19 protein-coding genes are annotated in these 25,284 nt (G+C 67.4%); 7 read left to right on the forward strand and 12 right to left on the reverse strand.

All coding sequences use genetic code 11. The features are described from left to right. Window positions 1-57 precede the first annotated feature (57 nt). Both QHC78_RS15950 and QHC78_RS15955 read right to left on the reverse strand, forming a co-directional pair. Entirely contained in the window at window positions 58-1,725 is a 1,668-nt protein-coding gene (locus QHC78_RS15950) for an isovaleryl-CoA dehydrogenase (protein WP_319746246.1), read from the reverse strand. A 114-nt stretch (window positions 1,726-1,839) separates the two neighbouring features. Then, the gene (locus tag QHC78_RS15955) at window positions 1,840-2,610 is read right to left on the reverse strand and encodes an IclR family transcriptional regulator (RefSeq protein WP_319746248.1); all 771 of its coding nucleotides are present in this window, start codon (window positions 2,608-2,610) and stop codon (window positions 1,840-1,842) included. Window positions 2,611-2,793: 183 nt separating this feature from the next. Between QHC78_RS15955 and QHC78_RS15960 the strand changes: the two genes are divergently transcribed. The 4 genes from QHC78_RS15960 to QHC78_RS15975 all read left to right on the forward strand — a co-directional run bounded on the left by QHC78_RS15960 (window position 2,794) and on the right by QHC78_RS15975 (window position 7,062). Further along, the gene (locus tag QHC78_RS15960; RefSeq protein ID WP_319746250.1) at window positions 2,794-3,561 is read left to right on the forward strand and encodes an SDR family NAD(P)-dependent oxidoreductase; all 768 of its coding nucleotides are present in this window, start codon (window positions 2,794-2,796) and stop codon (window positions 3,559-3,561) included. 72 nt (window positions 3,562-3,633) lie between these two features. Then, the gene (locus tag QHC78_RS15965; protein WP_319746252.1) at window positions 3,634-4,599 is read left to right on the forward strand and encodes a Bug family tripartite tricarboxylate transporter substrate binding protein; all 966 of its coding nucleotides are present in this window, start codon (window positions 3,634-3,636) and stop codon (window positions 4,597-4,599) included. 16 nt (window positions 4,600-4,615) lie between these two features. Beyond that, entirely contained in the window at window positions 4,616-5,494 is an 879-nt protein-coding gene (locus QHC78_RS15970) for a TauD/TfdA dioxygenase family protein (RefSeq protein WP_319746254.1), read from the forward strand. Between the two features lie 83 nt (window positions 5,495-5,577). Beyond that, window positions 5,578-7,062, forward strand: coding sequence for an aldehyde dehydrogenase family protein (locus QHC78_RS15975; protein WP_319746256.1), 1,485 nt, complete (start codon window positions 5,578-5,580; stop codon window positions 7,060-7,062). A gap of 62 nt (window positions 7,063-7,124) precedes the next feature. Here the strand turns inward: QHC78_RS15975 and QHC78_RS15980 are convergent, their stop codons facing one another. The 6 genes from QHC78_RS15980 to QHC78_RS16005 all read right to left on the reverse strand — a co-directional run bounded on the left by QHC78_RS15980 (window position 7,125) and on the right by QHC78_RS16005 (window position 14,876). Further along, window positions 7,125-8,051, reverse strand: a complete 927-nt coding sequence (locus QHC78_RS15980; protein ID WP_319746258.1) for an AraC family transcriptional regulator — start codon at window positions 8,049-8,051, stop codon at window positions 7,125-7,127. Then, on the reverse strand, window positions 8,048-10,297 hold the full coding sequence (locus QHC78_RS15985) for a xanthine dehydrogenase family protein molybdopterin-binding subunit (RefSeq protein WP_413816477.1): 2,250 nt from the start codon (window positions 10,295-10,297) through the stop codon (window positions 8,048-8,050). The genes QHC78_RS15980 and QHC78_RS15985 overlap by 4 nt, the downstream gene beginning before the upstream one ends. Window positions 10,298-10,307: 10 nt before the next feature. After that, entirely contained in the window at window positions 10,308-10,769 is a 462-nt protein-coding gene (locus QHC78_RS15990; RefSeq protein ID WP_319746260.1) for a (2Fe-2S)-binding protein, read from the reverse strand. Between the two features lie 140 nt (window positions 10,770-10,909). Next, window positions 10,910-12,391 (reverse strand): DNA recombination protein RmuC, encoded by a 1,482-nt coding sequence (locus tag QHC78_RS15995; protein ID WP_413816478.1) that lies wholly within the window; start codon window positions 12,389-12,391, stop codon window positions 10,910-10,912. Between the two features lie 76 nt (window positions 12,392-12,467). Beyond that, the gene (locus QHC78_RS16000) at window positions 12,468-13,430 is read right to left on the reverse strand and encodes a Bug family tripartite tricarboxylate transporter substrate binding protein (RefSeq protein WP_319746261.1); all 963 of its coding nucleotides are present in this window, start codon (window positions 13,428-13,430) and stop codon (window positions 12,468-12,470) included. An 87-nt stretch (window positions 13,431-13,517) separates the two neighbouring features. Beyond that, on the reverse strand, window positions 13,518-14,876 hold the full coding sequence (locus QHC78_RS16005) for an FAD-dependent oxidoreductase (protein ID WP_319746263.1): 1,359 nt from the start codon (window positions 14,874-14,876) through the stop codon (window positions 13,518-13,520). A gap of 100 nt (window positions 14,877-14,976) precedes the next feature. On the opposite strand from QHC78_RS16005, the gene QHC78_RS16010 reads away from it, so the two are divergent. Further along, a complete protein-coding gene (locus QHC78_RS16010; protein WP_319746265.1) occupies window positions 14,977-15,894 on the forward strand; it encodes a LysR family transcriptional regulator in 918 nt (305 codons plus the stop codon). 4 nt (window positions 15,895-15,898) lie between these two features. On the opposite strand, the gene QHC78_RS16015 is transcribed toward QHC78_RS16010, so the two are convergent. The 3 genes from QHC78_RS16015 to QHC78_RS16025 form a co-directional block, all read right to left on the reverse strand. Next, window positions 15,899-16,330, reverse strand: a complete 432-nt coding sequence (locus QHC78_RS16015) for a group II truncated hemoglobin (protein ID WP_319746267.1) — start codon at window positions 16,328-16,330, stop codon at window positions 15,899-15,901. A gap of 10 nt (window positions 16,331-16,340) precedes the next feature. Continuing rightward, on the reverse strand, window positions 16,341-18,812 hold the full coding sequence (locus tag QHC78_RS16020) for an ABC transporter permease (RefSeq protein WP_319746269.1): 2,472 nt from the start codon (window positions 18,810-18,812) through the stop codon (window positions 16,341-16,343). Between the two features lie 229 nt (window positions 18,813-19,041). Next, complete coding sequence (locus QHC78_RS16025) at window positions 19,042-20,202, reverse strand: BMP family ABC transporter substrate-binding protein (RefSeq protein ID WP_319746271.1); 1,161 nt, start codon at window positions 20,200-20,202, stop codon at window positions 19,042-19,044. 232 nt (window positions 20,203-20,434) lie between these two features. Here QHC78_RS16025 and QHC78_RS16030 point away from each other — a divergent pair, with 232 nt between their 5' ends. Then, complete coding sequence (locus tag QHC78_RS16030) at window positions 20,435-21,886, forward strand: catalase (protein ID WP_319746273.1); 1,452 nt, start codon at window positions 20,435-20,437, stop codon at window positions 21,884-21,886. 48 nt (window positions 21,887-21,934) lie between these two features. Next, window positions 21,935-24,349: a penicillin acylase family protein gene (locus tag QHC78_RS16035; protein WP_319746275.1), complete on the forward strand. Its 2,415-nt coding sequence runs from the start codon at window positions 21,935-21,937 to the stop codon at window positions 24,347-24,349. Between the two features lie 16 nt (window positions 24,350-24,365). Here QHC78_RS16035 and QHC78_RS16040 read toward each other — a convergent pair whose 3' ends face one another. After that, window positions 24,366-25,283, reverse strand: coding sequence for an ABC transporter permease (locus QHC78_RS16040; RefSeq protein ID WP_319746277.1), 918 nt, complete (start codon window positions 25,281-25,283; stop codon window positions 24,366-24,368). Window position 25,284 lies beyond the last annotated feature (1 nt).

Below are 25,284 nucleotides of genomic sequence, written 5' to 3' on the forward strand. Positions count from 1 at the left end.
CAATGGAGAAAGTGCGAGCGGACACTTTAGCACTTAGCCAGTCCGCAGGCGCCGCTGTCAAGCGCATGCCGGCGGCCAGGCGCGCTCGAGCAACACGTCGCAGGCGGCTTCCCCCGGATGAGCGGCTGCGGCGTCGCCGTACAGCCAGCCCGGTTGCGACAGCCGGGCTGCCATGAAGGCATCGGCGACCGTCCCTCCCGGCCCCTCCATCAACAAGGCCGCTTGCACCAGCAGCGCCAGCAGGCCGGCGATGCGCCGGCCATGGAACTCAGCGTCTTCCCGCCCGCATAACGCCACCCATTGCTGCCAGGCGGCACCGAACTCGGCACGAGTACCGCCCCGTTCGCGCAGGTGATCGGCGAGCATGCGGAAGGCCTCGGGCTCGCGCCGAATGGCGCGCAGCACGTCCAGGCACATGATGTTGCCTGCGCCTTCCCAGACGGAGTTGACCGGGGCCTCCCGATAAAGCCGGGGCATGGGGCCGTCCTCCACATAACCGTTGCCGCCGCATGCCTCCATGCACTCGCCGATCGCGGCGGCGGCCCGCTTGCATACCCAGTACTTGGCCGCAGGCGTCACGATGCGCCGCATCGCCCGCTCGAGCGGACCATCGGATTCGAACGCGCGTGCCAGCCGCAGCCCAAGCGCCGTGGCGGCTTCGCTTTCGAGCGCCAGGTCGGCCAGCACGTGCTGCATCAGGGGTTGATGAAGCAAAGGCTTGCCGAAGGCGGTGCGACGCGAGCAGAAGTGCGTGGCCTGGACCACGGCTTGCCGCAGCAGCGCGGCACTGCCCAGCACACAATCCAGGCGGGTATAGGTGGCCATCTCGACGATGGTGGGCACGCCTCGTCCCGGCTCGCCTACCATCACCCCCCAGGCGCCGTGGAACTCCACTTCGGCGCTGGCATTGCTGCGGTTGCCGAGCTTGTCTTTGAGGCGCTGGATGCGCGTGGCGTTGCGCCGGCCATCCGGGCCGTAGCGGGGCACGAAGAAACACGACAGCCCGTCGCTCGCCTGAGCCAGCACGAGGTGGGCATCGGATTGCGGTACGGAATAAAACCACTTGTGGCCGGTTAGCAGGTAGGCCCGTCCGCGGCCGGGCGCTGCGCACGGCTCCGCGCGGGTGGTATTGGCGCGCACGTCCGAGCCGCCCTGCTTTTCTGTCATGCCCATGCCGACCAAGGCGCCGTGCTTCCGGTCGATGGGCTCGCTGGCCGCATCGTAGGTACGGGAATACAGCGCGGGCAGCCAGTCCCTGGAAAAATCCAGCTCGCCGGCAGGTTCGCGGGCCAGAACGGCAATTGCACCGAAAGTCATGGTGGTGGGGCACAACGTGCCCGCCTCGACCTGCCCTTGCATGATGTAGGCGGCGGCCCGCTCGACCATGGCCCCCGCGCGCGGGGATGACCACGGCGCCGAATGCAGGCCGCGTTCGATGATGCCGCGCATCAGGTAGTGCCAGGCGGGATGGAAGCGTAGCTCGTCGATCCGGCGGCCCACCGGATCGACCGGAACGAACTGCGGCGGATAGGCATTGGCGTCGCGGCCCGCCTCCATGGTCTCGCGGCGGCCCAGCCAGCTTCCGTGTTCACGCAGCGAGTCACCCGCATGGCCGGCCCCTTCCCGCCGCACGGACTCCTGCAGGGCAACGTCGGTCTCGTACAAGCAGTAGCCGGTACATGGCTCCACTACATTGACCGGGTCATCCAGATCGCCGTCCGCCATGATCGCTCCCCGCCGCCGGGGCGGCTTCGTCGCCAGCCCCCAGTGTAGCGCCGCCGGGCAGCGTCGAGTCAGCTTTGCAATTCAGCCGGCTCGCCGTCCCGCAGGCCCGGCGCCCTAGCCCGCGAACAGCAAGGTGGACAGCAGCGCTGCCTTTTGCACCAGCAGCTTGGCGCATGCCTGGATCTGCGGCTCGCGCAGGCGCGAGGCAGGACCGAACACGACGATGGCGCCGCCTACCACCCCCGGCCCGCTGAAGAAAGGCGCGGCGATGGAAACCGCCCCCTTGAGCACTTCCGCATGGCTGACGGCATAGCCCTGGCGGCGCACGGCCTCGAGCTCTGCCAGGTACGGTTCCAGTCCGACATCGGCGTCCTGCAGATAGGCCGCAAGTTGGTCTCGGCTCATGTCGATATGCGCCAGCATGGCGTGGCTGCTGGCACCGTGGAGCAGCGGCTCGCGCCGCCCGATGCCGCGCTTGAAGCTGAGGGCATGCGGACTGGGCAGCTCGGCGATGCAGATGCGGTCGTCCCCCTGGCGCACGAAGAGGGACACGGTTTCTTCGGTCTGCTCCCAGATCTCTCGCAGAATGGGTGCGGCCACGCTGCGCAGGTTGAATCCCGCGCTCCAAACGTGGGTGAGGTGAGCCACCGCGGGCCCCAACCGGAAACGCTGCGGTTCGCCGACCGACATCACGAAGCCGTTGTGCTCGAGCGTATACAGCAAGCGATAGAGCGTAGGCAGTGTCAGGCCGACCCGCCCCGCCAGTTCGCTGGCGGACAGCTCACGATCGCCGGCCCGGAACGCCATGAGTATGTCCAGAGCGCGGCCCACCGCCCGCACGGCGTCGCCCGATTTCTCCCCCGCCGGTTTGGTCTTCGTATCCATCGCGCCATCTTACCGACTGCATTCCGTTCGCGCCTCCTGGCTCAGCCGCCGTGCCTGGGGCTCGGGCTTACCCTGAGTGACATCCCGTTCATTGTCCATAGAATGGATGCATGTCCATACCGTGGAATAAACACCACGGCGCAAAAAACCGGCGCCAGAGAGTGCCGCAACCAGGAGGAACCCATGGCAGGAAGACTGGAGAACCGCGTAGCTATCGTGACCGGCGGCGGCCACGGCATCGGCAAGGCCTACGCCCGCCGGCTGGCCGGAGAAGGCGCCCGGGTGGTCATCGCCGAGCTCGACGAGGCAGCGGCGCACGCCGTGGCCCGCGAACTGGCCGAGGCCGGCCACCAGGCACTGGCCGTGGCCACCGACGTGTCCGACCCCGCCAGTTGCCAGCGCATGGCGGCGGCCGCCATGGAGCGTTTCGGCCGCATCGACGTGCTGGTCAACAATGCCGCCATCTTCGCCACCGTGCCCATGTCGCGCGCGGCTTTCGACAAGATCGCCGTCGAGGAGTGGGACCGCATGATGAGCGTCAACGTCAAGGGGACCTGGCTCGCCTGCCTGGCAGTCATCCCGCACATGCGCGCCCGCGGCTACGGCAAGATCATCAACATCAGTTCCAGCACCTCCATCAAGGGGTCGCCCAGCCGCATCCACTACGTCACCTCCAAGGCCGGCGTCATCGGCTTCACCAAGACCCTGGCCAACGAAGTGGGCGGCGACAACATCTGCGTCAACTGCGTTGCCCCCGGCAGCACGCTGTCGGAAGAAAACCCGGATGAGGGCGTGCTCAAGATGCGGGGCGACGCCGCCTCGGTGCGGGCACTCAAGCGGGTTCAGACGCCCGAAGACCTGACTGGGGCGGTGTTGTTCTTCGCCTCGTCCGACAGCGATTTCATCACCGGCCAGACGCTGGTCGTGGACGGCGGCAACTGCCTGCATTGAGGGCCGTCCGGCGGCAGCAAGGCCCCGGCACAGGGGCTCGCCGCACCCCCCAACCACCAAGAGGAGACGACAATGAGGAGAGTGTTCAAGGCGATCCTGCCCGCGGTGCTGTGTGCGGCGGCCGGCCTCGCCCAGGCCCAGATGCCGGGCGGCAAGACCATTACCATCATCGTGCCGACCACGCCGGGCACCGGCAGCGACATCGCGGCGCGCCTGCTGGCGCCGCGGCTGTCCAAGGCGCTGGATGCTTCCATCGTGGTCGAGAACCGCACCGGCGCCAGCGGCACCATAGGCATCGGTGCGGTCGCCAAGGCCGCGCCCGACGGCGCCACGGTGCTGTTCGTGCCCAACACGATGGCCATGATCAGTTCGCTCTACACCAACTTGACGTGGGATCCGGTCGAGGATTTCGAGCCGGTGGCCCAGGTCGGCAAGATGCTGGTCTCGACCGTGGTAAACCCGTCGGTACCCGCTCGCAACCTGGCCGAGTTGATCGCGCTGGCCAAGAAAGAACCCGGCAAGCTGGCCTATTCATCGCCCGGCGCCGGCACCCCGCACCACCTGCGCACAGAGCAGTTCAAGCAGATCACCGGCACCGACATCCTGCACGTGCCCTACAAGGGCTCGGCCGGCGCGGTCACCGACCTGGCCGGCGGCCAGGTGCAGATCGGCATGTTCCCGCTGCATTCGATCCTGCCCATGGTCCATTCCGGCAAGCTGCGCATCCTGGCCACCAGCGGCGACACCCGCTCGCCATGGACGCCCGAGGCGCCCACTTTCCGCGAGAGCGGCATCAACGGCCTGAACGACTACGACTGGGTGGGCGTGTTCCTGCCCAAGGGCACGCCGCAGCCGGTGGTCGACCGCCTGAGCAAGGAACTGCTGGCCCAGTTGTCCACGCCGGAAGTGCAGAAAGAGCTGGCCGACCGGGGCATCATCGCCACCCCCGGCACGCCTGCCCAGCTGGCGGCGCTGCTGAAGAAAGAGCTGGTCGAATGGAAACAAGTAATCACCGCGGCCAAGGTCGTGGCGGACTGAACCGGAGATTCGTGCAATGACCCCCGACATCGACATTCCGCGACCGGCGGCGCCAGCCATCGAGGCGCAGCCGCTGTCGCCCGCACTGGGCGCGCGGGTGCGCGGCGTGGACGCCTCGCAGCCGCTATCGCCCGCCACGCTCGCGCAGTTGCTCGACCTGTGGCATGCGCACGGCGTGCTGTGCCTGCCCGGGCAGTCGCTGGACGAACTGCAGCAAGTGCGCTTCGGCGAGTATTTCGGCGAACTGGCCACGACCCAGGGCGAATACCAGATCAGCAAGAGCCACCCCGCCATCATGTACATCACCAACGAGAAGGAGAACGGCGAATACGTGGGCGCCCTGCCCGACGGCGAAATGTATTTCCACTCCGACATGTGCTACGTGGAAAAACCGTCGAAGGCGACCATGCTCTACGCCATGCAGATTCCCTCGCAAGGCGGCAACACGCTCTTTGCCAACATGTACAAGGCTTACGAGGCACTGCCGGCAGCCACCCGTGCAAGCTTGGCAGGCCTGAAGGCGGTCAACAGCTACGAGCCCGGCACCAGCGCGCCCATGGCGGCCACACGGATGCGCAGCGCGCGGGCCGAGGGAGTACGCTCGTACAGCCATCCGGTGGTGTGCACCCACCCTGTGACCGGGCGCAAAGCCCTGTACGTGAACAGGCTCATGACCGAGTACATCGAAGGCATGCCGCGCGAGGAAAGCGACGCCCTGCTGGAGTCGCTGTTCGACTTCCAAGAGCGGCCCGAATTTATTTACGAGCATCGCTGGACGCCGGGCGACCTGCTGATCTGGGACAACCGCTGCATGCTGCACGCCCGCACGGACTTCGATGCCAGCGAGCTTCGCAAGCTGCGCCGCATCACGGTCAAGGGCGAGCGCATCCGCTGACCGTGCAACTTCCCAAGCCTTCCGCCGGCGCGCCGCGCCGGTGCCGCAAACGCGGGCCCTGCCCGCCTTTCTCTCCTGCCGACATGAATGCCATTGCCACTTCCACCCATCCCGACCCCGTGACGCGCGCCATGCCCACGCATCTCGCGCTCTACTACGGCGGAGCCTGGCACGCCCCCGCAGGCGGCTTCGCCGCCACATTCAATCCCGCCACGGGCCAGGCACTGGCCCAGGCCCCACAGGCCGACGCCGCCGATGTCGATGCCGCGGTACGGGCGGCGCAACAGGGCTTTCGTACCTGGTCGCAGGTGCCCGCCGCCCGGCGCGGCGCTCTATTGCGCGAAATCGCAAACCGCCTGCGCACACATGCCGACGAACTGGCCCTGCTCGATTCGGCCAACTGCGGCAATCCCTTCAAGCGCATGCAGCCTGACGCCCACAACGCTGCGGCCCAGATCGACTACTACGCCGGCCTGGTGCACGAGCTCAAGGGCGAGACCATTCCCACGGCCGACGGCGGCCTGAACTACAGCGTGCGCGAGCCGCTGGGCGTGGTGGCGCGCATCGTGGCCTACAACCATCCGCTGATGTTCCTGGCCGGCAAGCTGGCGCCGGTGCTGGCCGCCGGCAACAGCGTGATCATGAAGGCCCCGGACCAGGCGCCGCTGTCGGCACTGCGCTTTGCCGAAATCGTCGACGGCGTGCTGCCTCCCGGGGTGCTGAACATCGTCACCGGCGGCCGCGAATGCGGCGAGGCGCTGGTGCGCCACCCGCTGGTGAAGAAAGTGGCGCTGATCGGCTCGGTCCCCACCGGCGCCGCCATCCTGCGCGCCGCGGCCGACAAGATCATGCCGGTCACTCTGGAGCTGGGCGGCAAGAACCCGCTCGTGGTATGCCCCGACGCCGATCCCGACGGCGCTGTGCTGGGCGCCATCAACGGCATGAACTTCACCTGGGCCGGCCAGTCGTGCGGCTCGACTTCGCGCCTGTTCGTGCACGAATCGCTGTACGACCGCATCCTGGACGGCATCTGCAGCAAACTGCCGGACCTGCACCGCTGCGGCCTGCCCACCGACCCGGCCACCACCATGGGGTGCCTGATCTCGCAAGCCCAGTTCGACAAGGTCATGGGCTACATCGAACTGGCCCGCTCCGAAGGCGCTCGCCTGGCGTACGGGGGCGGGCGGCCCGCCGACCCGGCGCTGGCCGCGGGGTGGTTCATCGAGCCCACGGTATTCGCCGACGTCACGCCAGGCATGCGCATCTTCCGGGAAGAGGTATTCGGGCCCGTGCTGTCAGTCATCAAGTGGCACGACGAGGACCGGCTGGTGGCGGACGTCAACAGCGTCGAGTACGGCTTGAGCGCCTCCATCTACACTCGCGACCTGGCCCGGGCCCACCGGCTCGCGCGACGGATCGAGGCCGGCTACGTGTGGATCAACACCAGCAGCGCCCACTACACCGGGGCCAATTTCGGCGGCTACAAGAAGTCGGGCCTGGGCCGCGAAGAAGGACTGGAAGAGCTGCTCGCCTATACCCAGGTCAAGAACGTGCACGTGGCGCTCTAAGCCCTCATCGGCGGCGCCGCCGTCCGCCAGGTTGTTGCGCCGGGCCGCAGACGCTGGGAAAGTCAGCCCTGCGATTCGGCGGGCTCGCCGTTGCGCAGCCGGGCCACGTCGCGCAGTGGAGGCGAACCGTACAAGCGGCTGTACTCCCGGCTGAACTGCGACGCGCTTTCGTAGCCGACGCGGCGCGCGGCGGTACCGGCATCGAGCCATTCGGACAGCATCAGCATGCGGGCTTCGCGCAGCCGCAGGTGCTTCTGGTATTGCAGCGGACTCATGGCCGTGACGGCCTTGAAATGATGGTGCAGCGACGAGGCGCTCATATTGACCGCGGCCGCCAGCTCCTCGATGCGCAGCGGCACGGCGTAGTTTTCCTTGATCCAGGCGATGGCCTGCGCAACCTGGCTGGCAGCACCGGCAGGCAGCACCGTCTGCCGCAGCCGCCGCCCCAGTTCCCCGGTCAGCACGCGGTAGAGGATTTCGCGCTCGGCCATGGGCCCCAGCACCGGCAGGTGCTCGGGCGTGTCCAGCAAGCGCACCAGGCGCAGCATGGGCTCGATCAGGTCGATGGTGGTCGTCCCCACCGCCAGGCCGCGCATGCTGGGCGGCTCGGGAGCCGGCGGCAGGTCGTGGTCCCCCATCAGCTCGCCCAGGCGCTGGGGATCGAGATCCAGCGCCACGCAAAGATAGGGTTCGGTCGGCGAGGCGCAGGTAATGCGCGCCTGCACCGGCAGGTCGTACGACGACAGCAGGAAGTGGCGCTCGTTGTATTCGTAGACCTCCTCGCCCAGTTCGACGCGCTTGGCTCCCTGCGCCGCAATGGTCAAGGAAGGCCGGTAGACCCCGCAATTGGACTCGGAGGGCCCCGAGAAACGGACGAACGACAGCCCTGGATAGGCGCAAGAATGCGCCCCGTCGGCCGGCGCATGCCTTGCGATGCGCCATGCCAGCTCGCGGCGCGCCGCGGTCAGCAGGTCAGGCTCGCCGATCACGCGGATTTGCGCAAAGGCGTCCGGATAGGCAAGGCGCGCACCCGCTCGCCGGTAACGGCAAAGACGGCGTTGGCCAGTGCCGGCGCCAAAGGCGGCACGCCCGGCTCGCCCACGCCTGTGGGCGGATCCTGCGACGGCACGATATGGACCTCCACGCGCGGCATCTCGTTCATGCGCAAGACCGGATAGTCGTGGAAGTTGCTCTGCACCACCGCCCCCTTGTCGAGCGTGATGGCGCCATGGAGCGCCATGGACAGCGCAAAGCCTATGCCCCCTTCCATTTGCGCCTTGACCACGTCGGGATTAATGGCCAGGCCACAGGCCACCGCGCACACGACGCGATCGACCTTGAGCCCGCCTTCGGCGTCCACCGAGATCTCGACCACTTGGGCAACGACGGTATTGAAAGACTCGTGCACAGCCACGCCCCGGCCGCGTCGTACGCCGTCCTTGCCCGCGGCCAGCGGCCGGTCCCATCCGGCCTGCCGTACCGCCAGGTCCAGCGCCGCCAGATGGCGGGGATGGCCCTGGAGCAGCTCGCGGCGCAATTGCACCGGGTCGCGCTGCGCCGCATGGGCGGCTTCGTCGATCAGCGTTTCCGCGGAAAACGCGGTATGGGTATGTCCGACCGAGCGGTACCACTGTACCGGCACCCGGGCGTCCTCGGGCGTGTGCAATTCGACCCGCAGGTTCGGTACGCGGTAGGCCAGGTCGGACAAGCCTTCGACGGACGTGGCGTCGATGCCGTTCTTGACCATACCGGACTCGAATACCGTCCCCTTGATCAGCGACTGGCCGACGATGCGTACTTGCCAGGCCTGTAAGCGGCCTTGCTTGTCCAGCGCCAGCCGCGCGCGATGCAGATACAGCGGCCGATAGTAGCCCGCCCGCATGTCGTCCTCGCGCGTCCAGACCAGCTTGATCGGCGCATCGATACCCGTCTTGCGCGCTCCGCTGGCAATGGCCACGGCCTCCACGATGTAGTCGGCATGGGTGTTCGCGCGGCGGCCGAAGCTGCCGCCGGCGTAGAGCTGGTTGATCTTGACGCGTTCCGGTGGAATGCCCAGGTACTCGGCCACCTCTTTCTGGTCCATGGTCTGGAATTGCTCGCCGTTCCAGATCTCGCATTGGCCATCGCGCAGATGGACGACACAGTTGAGCGGTTCCATGCTGGCATGGGCCAGGTAGGGAAATTCGTAGTCGGCCTCGATCACACGCGCAGCCTGCTCGAAGGCGCGGTCGACGTTGCCCCGGTTGGCAGCCGGCGTTCCCGGGCGCGAAGCGGCCTTGCGGTAGCGCGCCAGGAGCTCGTCGCTGCCTTCGGCATAGGCCTGGCTTTCGTCCCACTCCACTTTCAAGGCGTCGCGGCCAGTGCGCGCGGCCCAGGTGTTGCGCGCCAGCACGGCGACGCCGGCCGAGCGGTAGGGCGAGCCTTCGAAGGGAATGGCCGCCACCACGCCAGGAACTGCGAGCGCGGCGCTGGCATCGTACTTGGCCACCGTGGCGCCGAAGCGGGGCGCATGGGCGGCCACCGCCACCAGCATGCCGGGTAACCTGACGTCTTGCGTGAACAAGGCCCGCCCATGGACCTTGTCGGCGGAATCGGTACGGTGCAGGGGTTTGCCGATCAGGCTGAACTCGGCCGGGGTCTTCACGCGTACCTTGGCCGGCACCGGCTGCTGCGCCGCGGCGGCCGCCAGCTCGCCGAAGCCCGCCTGGCGCTTGGAAGCGGCATGGCTGACCACCCCCGCGCGTACCGTGATCGTGGCGGGATCGGCCTTCCAGGCCTGGGCCGCGGCGGCGACCAGCATGGCACGCGCGGCGGCACCCGCCTCGCGCATCTGCTGGAACGAGTTGGACATGGCGGTGCTGCCGCCGGTGCCCTGTATGCCCATCGCCAGGTTCTTGTAGCGCTCGGTATCGGCCGGCGCCCCTTCGACCCTGACCTGTGACCAGTCGGCGTCGAGCTCTTCGGCCACCAGCGTCGCCAGCCCCGTATAGGCGCCCTGCCCCATTTCCACATGCTTGGCGTAGACGGTAACCCGGCCCTGCCCGTCTATCGAAAGAAAGGCGTTGGGCGCGAACGTGTCGCCCGCCGTGGCCGTCGTGGCCCCGGCCAATGCCGAGGGCAGCTGCCATCCCAGCACCAGCGCGCCGGCGCCCTGCATGAAACGGCGGCGGCTGACGTTGACCAGCACGGCGGATGGCTGGCCGGTTTTCATATCGGTATCCATCATGGAAATCATGCCGCTCTCCTCAAGCCAGCGCCTGGGCGGCGCGGTGGATCGCGGCCCGTATACGCACGTAGGTGGCGCAGCGGCAGACGTTGCCGCTCATGGCCTGGTCGATGTCGTCGTCGGTGGGACGCGGGTTGCTGCGCAACAGCGCGGCGGCCGACATGATCTGGCCGGACTGGCAATAGCCACACTGGACCACATCGAGTTCCTGCCACGCCGCCTGGATGGCCTGCCCCACCCGGTCCTGGCCCACGCCCTCGACGGTGGTGATGGCCTTGCCCGCGACAGTGGATACCGGCGTCACGCAAGCCCGCACCGGCTCGCCTTCCACATGCACCGTACAGGCGCCGCACAAGGCCATGCCGCAGCCATACTTGGTGCCTGTGAGATTTGCCAAATCGCGCAATGCCCACAAGAGCGGCATTTCGCCGGGCGCGTCGAGCGCAGTCTCGGTTCCGTTAATGTTCAGCTGAATCGCCATTGCCAGATCCCCTAGGGAAAAACGTCGGGCCTACTACCCGGTTGCCAGCAAGCTTACGTAGCGAGCCCTGCTTGCGGCAATACCGATTCCTGCGTACGTTTTGCCTGATCCTGCAAACCAAACGGAAAAACGCGAGGCGCTCAGTCCTCCCCGCCGCCATCCGCCTCGTCGGCGAGGTTCTCGTCGTCCGTGCCGAGCAGCCGCTGGGTCTCGTTCTCGGGCAGCGCTTCCACGGTCTTGAGGTTGCGCAGCATCGCGCGGGTGCGCACTTCGGTCTGCCCGATCTTGTTGCTGGCGGTCTCGAGGGTTTTCTTGACGCTCGCGAGCGCGTCGCCGAACTTTCCGAATTCCGACTTGACCGCGCCCAGCACCTTCCAGACCTCGGACGAGCGCTGCTCGATCGCCAGCGTCCGGAACCCCATCTGCAAGCTGTTGAGCAAAGCCGCCAGATTACTGGGCCCGGCGACATTGATGCGCAGCGCATACAGCTTATCCATCAGCCCGGGACGCCGCAGCACTTCCGCGTACAGGCCCTCGGTAGGCAGGAACATGATGGCGAAGTCGGTCGTATGCGGAGGGGCGATGTACTTGGTGCCGATGCGGCGCCCCTCGAGCTCGACGCCGCGCTCGAAGGCCTGTCCCGCGGCCCGCACGGCGTCGGGGTCGGCGCGCTCCTGCGCATCGACGAGCCGTTCGTATTCTTCCTTGGGGAATTTGGCATCGATGGGCAGCCATACCGGCGTGCCGTCGTCGCCCCGGCCAGGCAGGCGAATGGCGAATTCCACCAGTTCGTCGCTGCCGGGGACCGGCTTGATGTTGCGCCCGTACTGCGCCGGCGTCATGGTCTGCTCGATCAACATGCCGAGCTGGACCTCGCCCCATGTGCCGCGTGTCTTCACATTGGTCAGCACGCGCTTGAGGTCGCCCACGCCGGCGGCCAGGGTCTGCATCTCGCCCAGGCCCTTGTGCACGGCTTCCAGGCGGTCGGACACGAGCTTGAAAGACTCTCCCAGCCGCTGCTCCAGCGTCGCGTGCAACTTCTCGTCGACCGTGCGGCGCATTTCTTCGAGCTTGGCCGCGTTGTCGGTCTGCATGTCCTTGAGCCGCTGCTCGACGGTGGCACGCACTTCCGCCATCCGGCGCTCGTTGGCTTCGGTCAGCACGCGCAGCTGTTCGGCGAACCGGTCGGCAAAGCGCTGCAGCGCGAGGGCGGTTTCATCCCGGTTGGCGGCCGCGTCGCGCGTGAGCGAAATGCGCAAGGATTCGAAGCGCTCCTGCAGCTGCGTGGTCAGCGTGGTCAGGTTCTGCGCGAACGCGTCGAGCTGTTGATTGAGCACCTGTGCCTGCTGGGCCTGCTGGCCACCCAGCGCCTGGAGGCCCTGGGCGAGCGTCTGTCCCAGTTCGGTACGCAGTCCGCGGGTGGATTCGGCCAGCTCCGAGCGCATCTCACGCTGGCTTTCGGTGATTTCCGTACGCAGCGTACGCTCCAGCCGCTCCTGTGCGGCCAGGATCTGGTCCGGCCGCGCATCGCCCTGCCCGGGGCGGCGCAGCAGCACGAGCAAGGCGAACAACGCCGCCAACACGGCAGCGACGGTGCTGCCCCACATCAGGTATTCGGTCAAGACTCGGCCCCCAAAACCCGGGATTTTAGAGCCTTGGGAAGGATTTGCCGGCCCACGCCCGGACCGGCGGAAGGAATCAGTCCAGCTCGATCTTGTTCGTGCGGATGACGGGGAACCAGCGATCGGCTTCTTCCTTCAGGTAGGCCGAGAATTCGGCGGGCGTGCCGGCCACCACTTCCATCATCTGGCTGTCGAGGACCCGGCGGGCCTCGGGATCGTGCAGGGCGCGCACCACCTCCTGGTGAATGCGGTCTTTCAGCTCGGGCGTCATGCCGGCCGGCGCGACGATGCCCATCCAGGCACCGGTGTCGATACCGCTCATGCCCTGTTCGGCCAGGGTCGGCACATCCGGCATGAAGCGGGTACGCTTGCCGGTGGTCACGGCAATGGCCCGCAGCTTGCCGGCCTTGACGAACGATTGCACCGCGGCTGCAGGCAAGCAGGCCATGTCGACGTCCCCGGCGATCAGGGCGGTCACGGCCTGGCTGGATCCGCCATAGGGCACATGCACGATGCTGGTTCCGCTACGCGAGGCCACGAGTTCCATCGTCAGGTGCGAGAGCGAGCCGTTGCCGATGGACGCATAGTTGAACTTGCCCGGCGACTGCTTGAGCAGCCCGATCAGCTGTTCGAGATTGGCCGCGGGCAGTCCGGCCCGGGCGACGATCACGCTGGGCTGCATGACGGCCACCGTGATGGGCGTGAGATCCCGGTCGGGATCGTACGGCATCTTCTTGTAGAGCACCTTGTTGTTGACCAGCGGCCCGGTGATGCTGACGCCCAGCGTATAGCCGTCCGGTGCCGCCTTGGCGACATGGTCGGTGCCTATCATGCCGCCGGCGCCGGCCTTGTTCTCGACGATGAAAGTCCGGCCCAGCTGCTTGGAGAGCCGTTCGGACAGGACGCGGGCCAGCGTATCGGGCGTGGAGGCCGGCGCGAACGGCGCGATGATGCGCACGGTGCGTTCCGGCCATTGGGCATGGGCAGTCCCCGCGACCAGGGGAAGAACAAGCAGGGCTGTCGCCAAACGTTTGATCATATTGTCTCCTTGATGAATGAACGCCAGCCGCCCTTCTTGGCGGGCGGCCGGCAACCACGTGTTCCGGCTTTCGCGGGAAGCGCCGTACTACATGTCCAGGCCGAGGTAGGCGCCGTCCTGTTGCAGCACCTGCTGCAGTCGGGGCACCTCGAGCTTGCGCGGCGCTACGCCAGCGCGCAGCGACAAGGCCGCGGCCGTGCCGGCCGCCTGGCCCATCGCAAAACACGGCCCCGTCACCCGCGCGGCCGATTGGCCCATATGCGTCATCGAGGCGCACCGGCCCGCCACCATCAGGTTGTCCACACCCAGCGGCAGCAACATGCGATAGGGCAGATGGTTGAAGCCGCGGCAATTGGGTACATCGACGAACTTGAAGACGATGTCGCCCGCCACGTGGGCCTCCACCGGCCAGCCATTGACGCCGATGGTGTCGTCGAAGCTTGCGCAGCCCAGCACGTCCTCCTCGGTCAACTGGTATTCGCCGACGATGCGGCGCGTCTCGCGTATGCCGACCTGCGGCGCGATATCGAGGATGTAGGACGACTCGAAGCCGGGGGCGTACTCGCGCAGGAACTCGAAGAATTCGCGCGCCTGGCGCCGGCCCTGCAACTCGCCTTCGCTCAGTTGCCAGGCATCGGTACCGTCGATGGCCGAGCCATCGGGATTGCTCAGTTGCGTCACGTTGGCGCGCCACTCCACCGGGTTCCTCTGCGGGCGCACGATGGGCGTCTTGCGGGCGAACTTGCGGCCGTGCCTGGCGGCCTCTTCCATCAGCCGCCCGAAATGTTCCCAGGCGTTGCCGGCGCGAGCCGGATCGACGTTGTTCACACGGAACATGGTCGAGGGGTAAAGCATGCCGCCGTGGCCATCGCCCTTCTCGTACGGCACACCGGCCGCGGCGGCCATGTCGCCGTCGCCCGAGCAATCGATATAGATCTTGCCGACTACCGCGCCCCGCCCGGACTTGGTTTCCAGCAACAGGGCGGAGATCTCGCCGGCCGAGCGCATCAATACGCCGGCGGCCTGCGCATGGAACAGCACCTGCACGCCGCTGGAGGCGACGAGATCGTCCGCCGCCAGCTTGTAGGCGGCGTTGTCATAGGCCTGCGCCATGATCTTGTCCTGGAACATGCGGTGCGGCTCGCACAGGCCACCCAGGCTTTCCAGCGTGGCGAGCAACTCGTCGGCCAGGCCATGGACCACGCGCCGGTTATCGCCGAACACGTTGGCATGCAGGCCGCAGAAGTTGGTCACGCCGGCGGCCGTCCCCATCCCGCCGAGAAAGCCGTAGCGCTCGATCAGCAGCGTGCGGCACCCATGCCGGGCCGCGGCCGCGGCGGCGGTCATGCCGGCCGGCCCGCCGCCCAGCACCACCACGTCGTACTCGCCCAGCACGGGCGTCTGCCGGGCCGGTTCAGAAACGCTGGACGGATGTCCCGATGTCATATCTCCACCTCGTCATCGTTGAATGCCGAGATGGTATCTATTTCAAATCGGATTATCTGGTCTAATTTGAGCAACCATCTTTCGCGATTGGGAATAGATTATGGACACCCTTGCCAATCTCCGGGCCTTCCTCGCGACCGTGCGGGGCGGCAACTTTTCCGAAGCGGCGCGGCAGCTCGACACGGTACCGTCGGTCGTGGCCAAGCGTATCGGCCACCTCGAATGGACCCTGGGCACGCGTCTGTTCGACCGGTCGAGCCGCAAGGTCATGCTGACCGAGGCCGGGCATAAATTCCATGCGCGCGCCCGGGCGCTGGTCAGCGACTTCGATGACATCGCCTCGGAGCTCAGGCGCGACGAGAACGCGCTGGACGGCCAGATCCGGCTCCGCGCCCCGACCTCGCTCACGGTGCTCTACCTGGCCGACATCCTGAGCGCCTTCCAGCAACGCTATGACCGGCTGACGCTGGAGATCATGCTGCTGGACCGCTCGGCCAACCCGGCCGAAGAAGGTTTCGACATTTCGGTCAGCGGGCGGGCGGACAGTTATGAAGGGGTGATCGACGAGCCCCTCTGCCCGCTACGCCAGGTGGTCTGCGCGGCGCCGGCCTATCTGGCGCGCCGGCCGGCGCCGCGCCATCCGCGCGAGCTCGCCGATCATGACTGCCTGGTGTTCACCCCGACCGGTCACACTTGGCGTTTCAACAGCGCCCGCGGCCCCGTCAACGTCGATGTCCCCGCCCGTCTCGGCGCCAACGACAATTATGTCTTGTACGCCGCGGCACGCGCGGGCAACGGCATCGCCGTGCTGCCGACCTACATCGCCCGGCAGGCACTGGACGACGGCACGCTGGTCGCGCTGCTGGAGGATCACCCGCTGCAGGACGTATGGCTCAAGGCGCTTATCCCCGCGCGCAAGCGCCAGCTGCCCCGGATCGAGGCACTGCTGGCATGGTTGCGCGAACATCTCGGCGGTATGCCGCCGTGGGAACGGCCCGCCGCGCGCTTGCGGAGGTGACGCCCTATTCCGGCCGATTGCGCATCCAATCGGCGGTGTTATAGAAGGACGCCAGGAGCTGGTCCGCCAGTTCCGGCGCGATGCCGACCTGCTGCATGGCGCGTCCCATGCAGACCACCCATTGGTCGCGCTCCCGGGTGCCGATAGAAAAAGGCAGGTGGCGGGCCCGCAGGCGAGGATGGCCAAAGCGCCGGATGTAGTAGTCCGGCCCGCCCATCCATCCGCAAAGGAACCAGAACAGCTTGTCGCGCGCCTGGTCCAGCGAAGGACCGTGCACGGCGCGCAGATCGGCCAGGTCGGCATCCAGGTCCATCAGGTCGTAGAAGCGGTCTACCAGTTCGCGCACGCGGGCTTCCCCGCCTACGCGCTCGAATACCGTGCCGGCCGCTGCCGGTTCGGCCGGCTCCCTTATCAATTGCGTTTTGTCTTGCTGCATGCGATCTCTCTCAGGCGTCGCGCAGCGTGGCCAACGGGGGATGGCGCAGCACGCCGCGCAAACCCATCCAGCCGCCTATCCATGCGCAGGCGACGCCTACCAGCAAGCCGGCTCCCCACACCCATGGATTGGGGGCCAGCGCGAAGTTGAACACGAAGCGGGCCAGCAGCCACGCCACCACCGATGCGCCCGCTGCGGCGAAGAGGCCTGCGGCCGCACCGATGACGGCCAGCTCCAGCCATTGCGCGATCGACAGTTGCCGCCGGGTTGCACCCAGGGCGCGCAGCAAGCCCGCTTCGCGCACCCGCTCGTCGCGGGTAGAAGCCAAGGCCGCATACAGGACCAGGCACCCTGCCGCCAGGGTGAAGAGGAACAGGAACTGCACCGCCGCCACCACCTGGTCCAGGACGCCCTGCACCTGCCGCAGGATGGCGCTGGTATCGAAAATGGTCAGGTTCGGAAACTCGCGAATGAGCGAGCTCGACAGTTCGCCCTTGTCGGGCGGCAGATGCAGCGCGGTGATCCAGCTCTGCGGCATGTCGCGCAGCGCGGCGGGCGACAGAATGGCGAAGAAATTGACCTGCATGGAATCCCAGTCGACCGCTCGCAGGCCCGACACCCGGGCTTCGACCGGATTGCCGGCAACGTCGAATTTGAGCGTGTCGCCCACGTGTACGCCCAGCGTCTGTGCGATGCCCTCCTCCATGGAGACCTCGGCGCGCGCCGGATCCAGCCAGCGGCCCGCCACCGGACGGTTATGGCCCGGCATGCGTTCCATGTAGGAAAGATTGAACTCGCGGTCCACCAGGCGCCGGGCCCGGCCGTCCTGATAATCGGCAGGACCGACGGCGCGGCCGTTGATCTCGATCAGACGACCCCGGATCATGGGATACAGATCGACCTGGCCCAGGCCGGCCTGGGCCAGGCGCCTGGAAACGGCCTCGCGCTGGTCGGGCTGGATGTTGATCAGGAAACGGTTGGGCGCATCGGGCGGCGCGGCCTGGCGCCAGCCGTCGACCAGGTCGCTGCGGGTCACGGACAATAGCAGCAGCGCCATAAGGCCTACCGCCAGCGCGCATATCTGCGCCACCGTAGCGCCCTGCCGCCGTACGACGCCGGCCAGCGCGAAGCGCAACGCCACCGGCCCCCGTTGCCATTGCCGCAGCGGCTCCAGCCAGCGTATGCCCAGCCATGCCGCCGCCGAGAAAATCAGGAAACCGCCCAGGAAGCCGCCGGCGACCATGAGTCCCAGCTTCAGATCGCGGGCAAACCAAAGCAGCAAGAGTGCGAATCCCAGCGCACCGATGCCATAGCCGACCGCGATGCGGGTCTGGCCGATGCCGGTGTCCCGGCGCAGTACGCGCACCGGCGAGACATGCCGCAGCCGGGCCAAAGGCGGCAAGGCAAAACCCAGCAGCAACCAGATACCGGCCAGAAATCCCTGTATGGCCGGCAACGGCCCGGCGGACGGCAAATCCGACGTAATCAACTCGCCCAATGCCGCAATCAGGCCTTCGTGCGCCGCGTAGCCCAGAGCACTTCCCAGCGCCGCCGCACCCAGCGCGATGAAGAAGAATTCCGCCGCAAACAGCCACGTCAGCATGGACTGCGTCGCCCCCAGGCAGCGCATCACCGCCACGCTATCGAAATGCCGCAGCGTAAAGCGCCTGGCCGCCAGCGCCACGGCCACGGCGGCGATCAAGGCAGCCAGCAAGGCCACCAGGGACAGGAACTGATGGGCGCGATCGATGGTACGGCGCATTTCAGGCCGTCCCGAATCCAGCGTTTCCACGCGCTGGCCGCGCTCGGGATGGGCGCGCAGCCAGGCCGCGTAGTCGCGCACGGCCCCTTGCGGGCCGGCTACCAATAGGCGATAGGTCACCCGGCTGCCAAAAGTCACCAGGCCGGTCCCGTCCAGGTCGTCCATCCTGATCATGACCCGGGGCGCGACGTTGATGAAATTCATGCCGCGATCCGGTTCCACCGTGATCACCCGCTCGATGCGAAAGCGCCTGTCGCCCAACTGCAATTGGCCGCCGACTTCCACGTCCAGCAGCGACAGCAGTTGCGCATCCACCCATACGGTGCCCGGGGCGGGAACCTCGGCCGTAGGCGCACCCGGCCTGCCCGGCCCTTCGGCAACCTGCAAGGCCCCGCGCAGCGGATAACCGGGCGACACCGCCTTCAAGGCCGACAATTGCGAGCGCGCCGTATCGCCGCTGCCGGCGGTGGCCATGGACGGGAATTGCAAGGTCTCGGTCACGGACAAACCCAAGCGGCGCGCCTCGGCGCGCTGTGCGTCGGAAACCGGCGCATCGGCGTTGAGCACGAGATCGCCGCCTAGCAACTGGGCCGCGTCGCGCTCCAGCGCCTGCCGGATACGGTCGGCCAGAAAGCCCACGCTCGTCACCGACGCCACGGCCACGACCAGCGCCATCGCCAGGAGGCGGAGCTCGCCGGCACGCCAGTCGCGGACGGTCATCCGCCAGGCCTGCGCGAGGAAAGAAAGCAAAGAAAAAGATCGGGCGTCGGTGGTCATGGCCGGCGAAGAAAAAGGGATGGGAAGGCGTACCCCGCGTAGGACCGCGGGCAGCAAAGCCAGGGCCGCTGCGGCCCAGATGGGACAACGCCGGGCAGCGGCAAGTTCACGCGGCTTGTACTTTACCGCCCATCGGCAACCCGCGGGGGAAAAGCCCGCCCTCTCGCCCGCCTCAGGCCACGGCCTTGCCGACGACGCCTTCGACGAACCAGTCCATGTGATCGATATCCCGGTCGCTCAGGACGCCGGACTGCTGGCGTACAGCCCCGCGGTTATCCACCAGCCGGCCCGCGAACGGATGCAGGGTTCCCGCCGCAATCCCTTGCCGGGCGCGCTCAATCTGGTGCTGCAGCGCCTGGGGCACTGTCGGGGACAGCGCCTCGAGCGCGATCATGCCGTCCTTCAAGCCACCCATGATGGAGCGCGAGGTCCAGGTACCCGCGAGCACCTCGCGCGCGGCCTGGATGTAGTGGTCGCCCCAACGGTGCACGACCGCGCCCAATTGCCGGGTCGGCGCATATTTGCTCATGTCGGACGTGTACCCGAGCATCCATGCTCCCGCCGCTTCCGCCGCCTGCGCCACGGCGGACGAGCCCGAGTGATTCGTCAGCACGTCGGCGCCCTGGCGCAGCACCGCTTGCGCCGCATCGCGCTCGCGTGGCGGATCGAACCAGTTCTGGGTCCAGACCACCCGCACCTCGACCTTGGGGTTGATGCTGCGTGCGGCCAGCGTGTATGCGTTGATACCTTGGATGACCTCGGGAATGGGCAAAGCCGCGACGTAGCCCAGCACATTGCTGCGAGTCATGCCGCCGGCGACCAGGCCGGCCAGATAGCGGCCCTCATAGAAACGGATGTTGTAGGCGCCCAGGTTGCGTGCCAGCCGGTAGCCCGAAGCCTGGTCGAACACGACATCGGGAAACTCGCGGGCGACCCGCATGACCGCGTCCATGTAGCCGAACGAGGTCGTGAAGATCAGCTTGCAGCCCTGGCGTGCGAGATCGCGGATTACACGCTCGGCATCAGCATTTTCCGGCACGTTCTCGACCACGCGGGTCGTCACGCGCGAGCCGAGCGCGCGAACCATGGCCAGCCGCCCGTCTTCATGCTGGCGGGTCCAGCCTGCATCGGTAATCGGCGACATATAAACAAAGCCGATCGACAAAGGCTCGGCGGCCGCCCATGCCCGGCGCGGCAAGGCGAGCGTGGCGCCGACGGCAGGCACCCCGGCCGCCAGCCAGGTCAAAACGCGCCGTCGGCGATAGCTTTCAGGGGCGGAGGGGGGACGAAGGGGTTCCTGGTGCCCGGTGGGCACCGAAACGAGGTTTTTCACGCAGGTTCTCCTCGAACACGGCTTCCAGGTAAGACGCCCGGACGATGGGAAGCACACCGAACGGACACAAAGGCAGGAGAGAATTCTACCAAGCCGGCCGTGAGGGCCCGCGCGGCGGGATCGGGCCTCTCAATCCATCGTTATTTCCTATCGATTTGATTTATCTAAATCAATTTACTAATTATCCGGCGGCGTCTATCTTTGCCTCTCCAGCACGCACGTTGAAAGGCCGATGATGAAGAAACTTACTACCGCTACGGGCGCCCCAGTCGCCGACAACCAGAACTCCCGTACCGCCGGTCCGCGCGGTCCGGTGCTGCTGGAAGATTTCCACCTCATTGAAAAACTCCAGCACTTCAACCGGGAACGGATTCCGGAACGGGTCGTGCACGCCAAGGGCTCGGGAGCCTATGGCCGGTTCGTCGTCACGAACGACATCACGCGCTATACGTATGCCGACCTGTTCTCGGCAATCGGCAAGGAGACCGAGGTTTTCATCCGCTTCTCGACGGTGGGCGGCGAAAAAGGTTCGGCCGATACCGAACGCGACCCGCGCGGCTTTGCCATCAAGTTCTACACCGACCAGGGCAATTGGGATCTGGTGGGCAACAACACGCCGGTCTTTTTCATTCGTGACGGGATCAAGTTCCCCGACTTCATCCACACCCAAAAGCGCGATCCGTACACCAACATGAAGAGCCCCACGGCCATGTGGGACTTCTGGTCGCTGTCGCCCGAATCCCTGCACCAGGTGACCACGCTGTTCTCCGATCGCGGCACGCCCGACGGCTACCGCTTCATGCACGGATTCGGCAGCCATACCTACAGCATGATCAATGCGCAAGGTGAGCGCGTCTGGGTGAAGTATCACGTGCTGAGCATGCAAGGCATCAAGAACCTGCATCCGCGTGAAGCGACGCGCCTGGCCGGCGAGGACCCCGACTATGCGCAGCGCGACCTGTTCGAGGCCATCGCCCGCGGCGAGTTCCCGAAGTGGCGCTTCTGCATCCAGGTCATGACCGAGGAGCAGGCGCGGCAAACGCCCTACGATCCGTTCGACCTGACCAAGGTGTGGCCGCATGCCGACTTTCCGCTGATGGAGGTGGGAGTCATCACCCTCGACCGCAACCCGCAGAACTATTTCGCGGAAGTCGAACAAGCCGCGTTCGCGCCGTCCTCCATCGTCCCGGGGCTGGGTTTCAGCCCCGACAAGATGTTGCAGGCGCGCCTGTTCGCCTACCACGACGCGCACATGTACCGCGTCGGCACGAACTATCAGGCCTTGCCGGTCAATCGTCCGCGTACGCCCGTCCAGACCTACCAGCGCGATGGCGCCATGCGCTTCGACGGCAACTTCGGGGGCGCGCCCAACTACGAGCCCAATAGCGTGAGCACCGCCCCCAAACAGGATCCGGCGTATCGCGAGCCGGCCTTGCCCCTGGAAGGTGCGGGCGACCGCTACGATCACCGCGTGGGCAACGACGACTATACGCAGGCCGGCAACCTGTTCCGGCTGATGAGCGCCGATCAGCAAGCCCTTCTGATCGAAAACATCGTCAATGCGATGAAAACCGTGCCCCGCGACATCCAGGAGCGGCAGATCGCCCATTTCACCAAGGCCGACCCGCGGTATGGCGAAGGCGTGGCCAAGGGGCTGGGGCTTGCGCCGGCGCCACGGCGATGAGCCTGGCTCGCGCATGATGATGGGCCGCCGGGGATGGGGCGCCTGGCCGTGAGCCCGGCCCGCGTAGCAGCACGTGTGCTGGCCGGGGCGGCGCTCGTGGCGGCGGCTTGCGCCGCCGGCGCCTGGCTGTACCTTCGCGCCAGCCTGCCCCTGCTGGACGGCAACGTTCCGGCGGGAACCCGGCAAACCGCCACCATCGCCCGCGATGCCCAGGGCAGTGTCACGATCCGCGCCTTCGACCGGCTGGATGCCGCGTACGCGACGGGTTTCGCCCATGCCCAGGACCGCTACTTCCAGATGGACCTGCTACGGCGCTCGGCAGCGGGAGAGCTGGCGGCATTGGTCGGCGCGGGCGCGGTCCCGGTCGATAGCCGGGTCCGCCTGCACCGTTTCCGCCACCGTGCCGAACACGCGTACGCGCGCTTGCCCGGCCCGCACCAGGCCTTGCTGCAGCGCTACGCCGAAGGCGTCAACGCGGGTCTGGCGGCGCTCGACGCCCGGCCTTTCGAATATGCGTTGTTGCGCACGGCCCCCGCGCCCTGGCAGCCGACAGATACGCTGCTGGTCATCTACGCGATGTACCTGGATCTGCAGGGCGGCGGCGTAGCCCGGGCCTTGTCGCGCCAGGCATTGGCCGATCTGCTGCCGGCGCCGCTGGTAACGCTGCTGACGCCGGCGCGCAGCCGGTGGGAAGCGCCCCTGGACCGGGCGCCCTCACCCGCTACCGATACAGCCGGTCCGGAGATCGCCGGCCCGCGTCCCGACTGGCTCGATACGCCGCGCCCGCCTCGGTCGCGCGGGGTCTTGCCGGGCGAACTGTTCGTCGACGCGCAGACGGCCGCCGCGCTCGGAAGCAACGGCTGGGCAGTCGATGCGCGCCACGGCGCACAGGGCCGCGCGCTGGTCGCCAACGACATGCACCTGGGCCTGCGCCTGCCCAATGTCTGGTATCGCCTGACGCTGCAGTGGACCACCGCGGAAGGCCCACGCCGGGTCAGCGGCGTCAGCCTGCCGGGAACCCCCATCGTCGTGGCCGGCAGCAACGGCCATGTCGCGTGGGGCTTTACCAATAGCTACGGCCATTTCCTGGAACTCGTGCGACTCGATATCGACCCCGCCGACCCTGGTCGCTACCGGGGACCGACGGGCGAATGGGAAACCGCGGCCCAGACCATCGAGCGCATCGACGTAAGCGGAAACACGCCGGTCCCGCTACCGGTGCGTGAGACCCGTTGGGGCCCGATGCTGCAGGCCGCCGGCCGCACCTATGCCATTCGCTGGATCGCGCATCTGGACGATGCCGTCAATGTGGCCCTGGCCGATATGGAGAACGCGCGCGACATCGGGCAGGCGCTGAGCATCGGCCAAGCGGCGGGCATTCCGACGCAGAACCTGATGGTGGCGGACCGGAACGGCCGCATCGGCTGGACGCTGGCCGGGCCGCTTCCCCGCACACCGCTCGATGCCGGCGGGTTTCCGGTAGCACCGCTACAGGCCGGCGCTCCGCTGGCGCGGCTGTCCGCCGCGGATTACCCGGTGGTGACGGATCCTGCTTATGGCCGGCTGTGGAGCGGCAACAGCACACAGCTCGCGGACCCCGACGCGCAGCGCAAGATCGGCGACGGCGGCGCCGACGTCGGGGCGCGCGCGACACAGATACGCGATGCACTGTTTGCCGCCGGGCGGTTCGACGAGCGGGACATGCTGTCGCTGCAGTTGGACGATAGGGCAAGATGGATGGAATTCCTGCGCACCCAGGCCTTGTCGGTCCTCGACGAGGCGGCCATCGCGGGCCACCCGGACCGGGCGAGCTTCCGCCGCCTGTTGCTGGCCTGGGATGGCCGGGCCGATGCGTCCAGCACGGGCTACGCGTTGCTGCGCGCCTACTACGATGCGCTGTATGACGCCTGGTTCGGACCGCTGGACGAGCGGCTGGCCGCGATCGAGTCGGGCTTGTCCGTGCGCCGGGCGTCTACCCGCCTGCTCGCGGTGATGGAAGACCTGGTCAGGGCCCGGGCCTGGCAACCGGCCTACGCCGCGGATTGGAACGCCTTCATGCTGGAACGCATAGACACCGCCATTGCCGGCCTGGCGGAAGGCAAGCGACCGCTGGACGAGGTCCGCTGGGGGGACCGCAACCGCCTCGCGATAGCGCACCCGCTCGCGCGCGTCCTGCCGGCGGCGGTGGCCCGCTGGTTGGCGGCGCCCCGCCAACCCATGCCCGGGGACATCCATATGCCGCGCGTCCAGGGGGCGTCGTTCGGGGCGTCGGAACGCTTCGTCGTGTCCCCCGGCCACGAGGACCAAGGCATACTCGAGATGCCCGGCGGCGCATCGGGCCATCCCCTGTCGCCGTTTTTCCTGGCTGGACATCGTGCCTGGGTGGAAGGCCAGGCCAGCCCCTTCTTGCCTGGCCCGGATGCCCATCGGTTGACCCTGTCGCCTCCCGGCGCCGGCGGCTGACGAGGCCCGGCCCTTCCTACCGTTCCGGCAAAAAGGGCCGGCCCAATGAGCGTGGCATGTCCCGCCGCAGCCAGAGCGGACTGCCGGCGCGCAGGGCCAGCACGGCGATGGTGCAGAGATAGGGCAGCATGGCGAGGAACTGCGAAGGTATCTGCACGCCCATGCCCTGGAGCTGGAACTGCAGCATGGTCAAGCCCCCGAAAAGATACGCCCCCAGCAGGATGCGCAAGGGATGCCACATGCCGAAGGCAATCAGCGCCAGCGCCATCCAGCCCCGGCCCGCCACCATGCCCTCGCTCCACAACTGCGTATAGACGACGGATAGATATGCGCCCGCGAGCCCGCAGCACAAGCCGCCGGCCACAATCGCCAGCGTACGGATGCGACCCACCGGATAACCAAGCGCATGGGCGGACTCAGGCGACTCACCCACTGCGCGCAGCAGCAGGCCCGATTGCGTGCGATACAAGAACCGCCACAGCAGGAACGCGAAGGCGATGGTTGCGTAGACCAGCGGATGCAAGGCAAACAAGGTCGTCCCCAGCCACGGAAGGTCGCGCAGCACGGGCAGGCCGGTTTCGCCGGCGCCTAGCGAACGGCCGGCATAGGACACCCCGGCAAAGGCCGAGAGCCCGGACCCCAACAGCATGGTGGCCAGGCCGGCGCCATACTGGTTGACGTTGAACAGCACGACCAGCAGCGCGAATACCGCCGCCAGCGCCAGTCCCGCGGCAGCCCCTGCGGCCAATCCGTACCAGGGGCTGCCAAAGTGGAAAGCGGCCGCGAAGCCAGCGGCCGCGGCCAGCAGCATCATGCCCTCGGCGCCGAGGTTGATCACGCCGGACCGCTCATGGATCGCGAGTCCCAGCGCGGCCAGCGCCAAAGGCGTGCCGGCATTCAGGGTGGCGGCGATCAGCGACAGCACCGTTTCCATG

The sequence above is a fragment of the Pigmentiphaga sp. genome (assembly GCF_033795525.1).
In the GTDB taxonomy this organism is placed as follows: Bacteria; Pseudomonadota; Gammaproteobacteria; order Burkholderiales; family Burkholderiaceae_B; genus Pigmentiphaga.

Coding starts and splice junctions, on each gene's coding strand:
- QHC78_RS15950 (WP_319746246.1), bottom strand. CDS start 1,725: ATGGCGGACGGCGATCTGGATGACCCGGTCAATGTAGTGGAGCCATGT.
- QHC78_RS15955 (WP_319746248.1), bottom strand. CDS start 2,610: ATGGATACGAAGACCAAACCGGCGGGGGAGAAATCGGGCGACGCCGTG.
- QHC78_RS15960 (WP_319746250.1), top strand. CDS start 2,794: ATGGCAGGAAGACTGGAGAACCGCGTAGCTATCGTGACCGGCGGCGGC.
- QHC78_RS15965 (WP_319746252.1), top strand. CDS start 3,634: ATGAGGAGAGTGTTCAAGGCGATCCTGCCCGCGGTGCTGTGTGCGGCG.
- QHC78_RS15970 (WP_319746254.1), top strand. CDS start 4,616: ATGACCCCCGACATCGACATTCCGCGACCGGCGGCGCCAGCCATCGAG.
- QHC78_RS15975 (WP_319746256.1), top strand. CDS start 5,578: ATGAATGCCATTGCCACTTCCACCCATCCCGACCCCGTGACGCGCGCC.
- QHC78_RS15985 (WP_413816477.1), bottom strand. CDS start 10,297: ATGATTTCCATGATGGATACCGATATGAAAACCGGCCAGCCATCCGCC.
- QHC78_RS15990 (WP_319746260.1), bottom strand. CDS start 10,769: ATGGCGATTCAGCTGAACATTAACGGAACCGAGACTGCGCTCGACGCG.
- QHC78_RS16000 (WP_319746261.1), bottom strand. CDS start 13,430: ATGATCAAACGTTTGGCGACAGCCCTGCTTGTTCTTCCCCTGGTCGCG.
- QHC78_RS16005 (WP_319746263.1), bottom strand. CDS start 14,876: ATGACATCGGGACATCCGTCCAGCGTTTCTGAACCGGCCCGGCAGACG.
- QHC78_RS16010 (WP_319746265.1), top strand. CDS start 14,977: ATGGACACCCTTGCCAATCTCCGGGCCTTCCTCGCGACCGTGCGGGGC.
- QHC78_RS16015 (WP_319746267.1), bottom strand. CDS start 16,330: ATGCAGCAAGACAAAACGCAATTGATAAGGGAGCCGGCCGAACCGGCA.
- QHC78_RS16020 (WP_319746269.1), bottom strand. CDS start 18,812: ATGACCGTCCGCGACTGGCGTGCCGGCGAGCTCCGCCTCCTGGCGATG.
- QHC78_RS16030 (WP_319746273.1), top strand. CDS start 20,435: ATGATGAAGAAACTTACTACCGCTACGGGCGCCCCAGTCGCCGACAAC.
- QHC78_RS16040 (WP_319746277.1), bottom strand. CDS start 25,283: ATGGAAACGGTGCTGTCGCTGATCGCCGCCACCCTGAATGCCGGCACG.